2 protein-coding genes are annotated in these 4,644 nt (G+C 35.2%); one reads left to right on the top strand and one right to left on the bottom strand.

Annotation, left to right across the window (positions count from 1 at the left end; all coding sequences use genetic code 11):
* Positions 1 to 869 precede the first annotated feature (869 nt).
* Positions 870 to 2,150: a lactate racemase domain-containing protein gene (locus AB1414_15870; GenBank protein MEW6608897.1), complete on the bottom strand. Its 1,281-nt coding sequence runs from the start codon at positions 2,148 to 2,150 to the stop codon at positions 870 to 872.
* A gap of 1,081 nt (positions 2,151 to 3,231) precedes the next feature.
* Here AB1414_15870 and AB1414_15865 point away from each other — a divergent pair.
* Complete coding sequence (locus AB1414_15865; protein MEW6608896.1) at positions 3,232 to 4,179, top strand: nucleoside-diphosphate kinase; 948 nt, start codon at positions 3,232 to 3,234, stop codon at positions 4,177 to 4,179.
* The last annotated feature ends 465 nt before the right edge of the window (positions 4,180 to 4,644 follow it).

The following is a 4,644-nucleotide window of genomic DNA, read 5'->3' as shown; positions in this document are numbered from 1 at the left end:
AAACCTAACCCCAATGTTTATAATATGTTACATATACCTACCTCACCTCCTAAACACCCCTAAAATCTACCTTCTTACTATTATAACCCCTTGATTTTACTGGAGTTAATAGGTCCAACCCTCTTTATTTCTTTTGGGCAAGTCTCCTTGCCTCTTTCTTAGTAAGAATAACACAAGGAAGCTGGAAATTCAAGCAAAATTTTCATCCTCCTTTGTGCCCCGCAGGGGCATGACGGTTTCTCCTGAAAATAGGAAGTAGAGAGTAGAAAGTAGAAAGTAAAGAAAACATCACTCCCCACGCCTATCTCCTTACCTCCCACCTTCTATCTCCTACCACTATTTTCATCCTCATTTGTGAACCAAAGGTTTATGAGAGCCTCTCCTGAAAATATTCGTAAGTCATTGATTTGCAAGAATTTATGAATTTCGACTAAAAACTTTTTTTCACCACGAAGACACGAAGAATTAAACAACAAATCTTTTAATTTCCTTTAATTCTTTCTTCGTGAACTTCGTGGTTCCTTCGTGCTCTTCGTGGTTTATTTTCATCTTCCTTTGTGAGCCGCAGGTTCATGAGCGTTTCTCCTTTCGATATCTGACTTTTAACCATATAGGTCTCAGTGTAAAGTTAGATTTTATAGTAAGTATTAACCAAAAGTTCACATTAGTATTGTTGATAGTTGATGGTTGATAGTCTATGAAACTATCAACTATCAACCATCAACCCTGGTGCTATATCTGTTCTATCAGGATTTTCGTTAATAACTATTACATACCCATAATTTCAAGCGTGACAAAGCACTGGTCTACTTCCTCGCTTTCTCACCTGCTCACTTTCTCATTTGCATAATCTCCTATACACTAAAAAGTTACTTACCTTTATTACACAGACCCACAGCCAATTTGTTTGCATTGTTTATAACCAGGATTTTAGCCGCTGGGTCTTTTTCTAACCAGTTGTCTATAATTTTCTGTGGGTCATCAATGGGGAGTGTCCCAATTTCTTGCAGGTCTTGATGGTTATACTCAGAATAAACAAAGACTTTACTTACCCTTTGAAGGTAGTTCTTGAATCTAAATGCCTTGTAAAGACCAAAGTCGGCATCTTTTTCTTTAATCTTACTGGCAATGTTCTCATAGTTTTGTTTTAAAATAGGTAAAAGTTTTGGGTCATCATGTATTCCACCTTGAATGTTTGCGAGCCAGAGAACCTCTGTTTCCCTGTTCACAACCTGTTTGGTCAACTCTAATGACCTTTGAGCAACATAAAATGTTTTATCTTCATCCTTGCCCGGACTTACGATAAGATATTTGGTTGGATTTGTTGTAAAACTCATAGATTTATCAATAATTTTAATTCCTTCACAAGTAACTTCCTTTACTTCTCCTGCCTTTGCCCAGATTATCTCTTCATTTCCGACAAAGGCTAAGGCAAATACATATCTGTTCTTGATGATTAATTCCATTCCTTCTAACATATCTTCGGCGATAGGATTTTGTCTTTTTTGAGGCAATGGGTGCCAGGGATGTCTTCCATAGATAGAATCCTCTTCGACAATCAAGGCACAATGATTTTGACGGATAGTTTCAAAAGAGCAGATACCGGGTAAAAAGTTTTTAACTGGATTGCTATATCCTCCAAAATAATGGGGTTTCATACCAGAGACGACAATAAACATATCGCAGGACATCGCTTTTTTATTTACAAATACCTCTGTTTTTCGCCGGGTAGTGCCAATATATTCAAATTCATTATTATTTGTGGAATCATTTATGGCTATATCGAAATTTAAGGAATATGAATTAACGATACCTCTAATAAATTCACAAAGTTCAAGGTTATGTAAAGATTTATGGGTGCCAGTGGCAATGAGAACCTGAATAAAATGGGCTTTTTTTAATCTTTCACATAAAGGTTTGAGAATCTGTTCTCTGGGTTGTTTTCGGGTGCTATCGTCCAGGATGATACAAACTCTTTTCTCAGATACAATATCTTCCAATTTTGGTGTTGCGGCTTTTAATGCCCGCTCAAAAGTTTCAAAAGAGGCTTTTTCGCCGCTTATTTTCAGGCTAAAAAAATTAGCTAAATTTGTATCCGAAATAAATAATCCCATTTCTTTTTCGCCATAATCTAAATTAACTTTCATCATTAAAAATTATAGCATATAAAATGGATATTTTGCAAGAATTTTTTTGACCTGTGCAATTAGAAATAAAGGGATAATATTTTGGGGACGCTGTCCCCAAGCCCCTACTGGGGGATTGCAATCCCCCAGCCCCCCTTTATACTGTCTGCCATAGAAGCTTATTTGGTTATTCTACAAGGTAGTATTGAGGGATACCTCCTAATCATTCTTCAGTATATACTATAGTTTCGTGATTTTTATCACCACAGAGACACAAAGTTCGCAGAGAATAGAACACAGAGAATATAAAGAGATAATGATTAGATATCTCTAAGAAGATTGGTAATCGGTATTCTATTACTGATTACTTATTTTGTTCCGACTCGTTCGGATTAGTATTCATCAGGATAAAACAATTTTTATAAACTCAACCTCTTCATATAACCAGTAACCAGTAACCAGTTACCAGTTACCAGATGAGGTAAGATGCTAAAAATTCATTAGTGATTTTCGTTTAAAGAGTAAAGTAAATTATTTCGCCTGCTAAAATCTTCCTCTGTGTTCTCTGTGTCTCTGTGGTTAAATTATACCAAAATTCACGAAAGTCCAGATAATGGCTAATTGATAATTGTCAATTAACTATAACAACCCCCTAACCCCCTTTGTTAAGGGGGAATAAACTTGCTTTTCATCGGTTCCTTGGTCTATAGTCTATGGTCTATGGTCTGTAGTCTATTTTCAGGAGAAGCCTTTAGTTTTAAGTTTTAAGTTGTAGTTTTGCGTTTTGCGTTTTGCGTTTTGAGATTTGAGTTATAGTTACCATATTTTTATCTATACCTGAATGGTTACCTTTTTTTGACTCCGATATTTTGATATATCAGGAGACACAGGAGAGGACTGTCCTTTTTAATGTCCCCTACTATCTTGTCCCCGAACTGTATCTTAAAAAGAAAAATCATGAAAATTTACTCTTCAGAACTGAGTTTCACGAATTTATATTGACAACAAGGTGAAAAAATGGTAAAATAGAATTGAATTAAGGAGATGGTTCATTTTAGAGTGAAACCCTAATTTCTAATTTTGATTCAGGAGGAGATAAAATTATATGGCAAGTGAACGAACTTTGATTAATATCTATTTACCCGCACTTGAGCGGTCTTTAACAGGGGATATTCTCAGTCTAATTCGCTTTATGCCTGAGGGGAATTCTCCGTTAGACATTATTGCGGCAGATGTTTATACACTGACCCCTGATTTTGCTGAGGATTTTTGCGAAACATTAACTTTGCCAGAAACAAAAGAAGAAAAAATTATCCAGGATAAATTCAAACAAATGCTTATTAGTGAAGAAAGTTATGATAAAAGGAAATATAATAAAAAAAGGATATTTAATTTAGTTATCGAGGGAGAAGATGCTATCAGTCGGATTAGTAATTTAATGGGTGACATAAGACAGAGGAATGGCACGACTATCTTAGGAAGATACGGCGTTTTTTATAAAACAAATACGGACATAATTATAGAATTTCCTGCTTCTGCACCTTCAAATAAAGAAGAAGCAGATGCCCAATTGGATGTGATGTGGCGTAAATATAAATCATGTGGAGGTCCTTTAAAAGAGTCTATTGTTTATCCTGATGATATAAAAAACCAGGTTGAACAAAGTTTAGTAGTCGTCAAACCTAATGTATTTGATACCCCAAATGACCCAAGATTGGGTAATGTCGTCAATGCCTTTTCTAAGACAGGTATGTATATCATTTCTGCAAAGATTATTACCCCTACTACCTCTGATATGGAAATCTTTTATACCCCACATAAACATAAACCTTTCTTTGGTGAATTAGTAGATTTTATGAGCAATAAACGCTCGCTGGCTCTATTGTATGAAGGAGTAAATGTTATTCAGGAGATTCGTAAAACCGCATTAGGAATTGTCCGTATGGCATATACAGAATCCATAATTGAAAATACAGTTCATACCTCTGAAAATAAACAGGATTTTGAAAGGGAATATACGGTAATTAATTTTGAAAATAATCAACTGGGGTAATACTATTGTGGTGTTGAGTAAGTTTTGCACGGCGTATCATCAGATTTCATAACCTGCAAACGGATAATTGGTAACTGGTAACTGGTTAAATAGTTTCGTCCTGAGATCAGCCGAACGGTATTTAATTACCAGTTACCAATCACCAGTTACCAGAATCAAATTCCGTGCGTTATTTGTTCAACGCGACACTATGTATTATCTTATTCTGAAATACAACAAGCAAGGGAGGTTGTAACCGTTCAGCCACAATATATAGGGTTTAATTTATACGACTCCCTTATATTTTGTGTTTTATGAGAACTAAATCTCTTATTAAAATAAAGGATGAATTCCATAAATTAAAATGAAACAAAGAACATTTTTTATGCTAAAGCCTGATGGTGTTAAATTAGAGGAGCAGATTTTAGCCAGGATTAACCCTGTAGCTGAGATTGTTGCGGTTAAAGAATTTGATAAATTACCACT

Source organism: bacterium (assembly GCA_040755795.1).
In the GTDB taxonomy this organism is placed as follows: domain Bacteria; phylum UBA9089; class CG2-30-40-21; order CG2-30-40-21; family SBAY01; genus JBFLXS01.
Note: the sequence above shows the minus strand (reverse complement) of the source record. Positions and strands in the feature narration are given on the sequence as shown.